This window comes from Zoogloea sp. (assembly GCF_023150065.1).
Classification (GTDB): Bacteria; Pseudomonadota; Gammaproteobacteria; order Burkholderiales; family Rhodocyclaceae; genus Zoogloea.
This window is the reverse complement of the sequence record NZ_JAKLLN010000227.1, coordinates 1-527: the sequence shown is the minus strand read 5'-3', so window position 1 is coordinate 527 and position 527 is coordinate 1. Positions and strand designations below refer to the sequence as shown.

The following is a 527-nucleotide window of genomic DNA, read 5'->3' as shown; positions in this document are numbered from 1 at the left end:
ACTGAAAGGAATGGGATTTGAACGGCAGGATTTTACACGCCCTACTTCTGAGTTCAGCGGTGGTTGGAGAATGCGCATCGAATTGGCGAAAATCCTGCTTCAAAAACCCGACCTGATCCTGCTGGATGAGCCGACCAACCACATGGACATCGAATCCATCCAATGGCTGGAAGATTTCCTGGTTAACAGCGCCAAAGCTGTGGTGGTCATTTCCCACGACCGTGCATTCGTAGATGCCATTACCAACCGCACCATTGAAGTGACCATGGGGCGCATTTATGATTACAAAGCCAAATACTCGCACTATCTGGAACTACGCAAAGAACGCAGGGCACAGCAGCAAAAACAATACGAAGAACAACAAAAGTTCATTGCCGAAACCACCGAATTCATTGAGCGTTTCAAAGGAACTTATTCCAAAACCCTACAGGTGCAATCGCGCGTGAAAATGCTCGAAAAGCTCGAAATCATTGAAGTAGATGAAGTGGACAACTCCGCCCTGCGCCTGAAGTTCCCTCCTGCTCCGC

The 527-nt window shown here is 48.6% G+C and carries 1 protein-coding gene; it reads left to right on the top strand.

Annotated elements, in window-relative coordinates; genetic code table 11:
* Nucleotides 1-527 (top strand): ATP-binding cassette domain-containing protein (locus tag L6Q67_RS24405; RefSeq protein WP_296576380.1); only part of this gene is annotated, 527 nt, incomplete at both ends.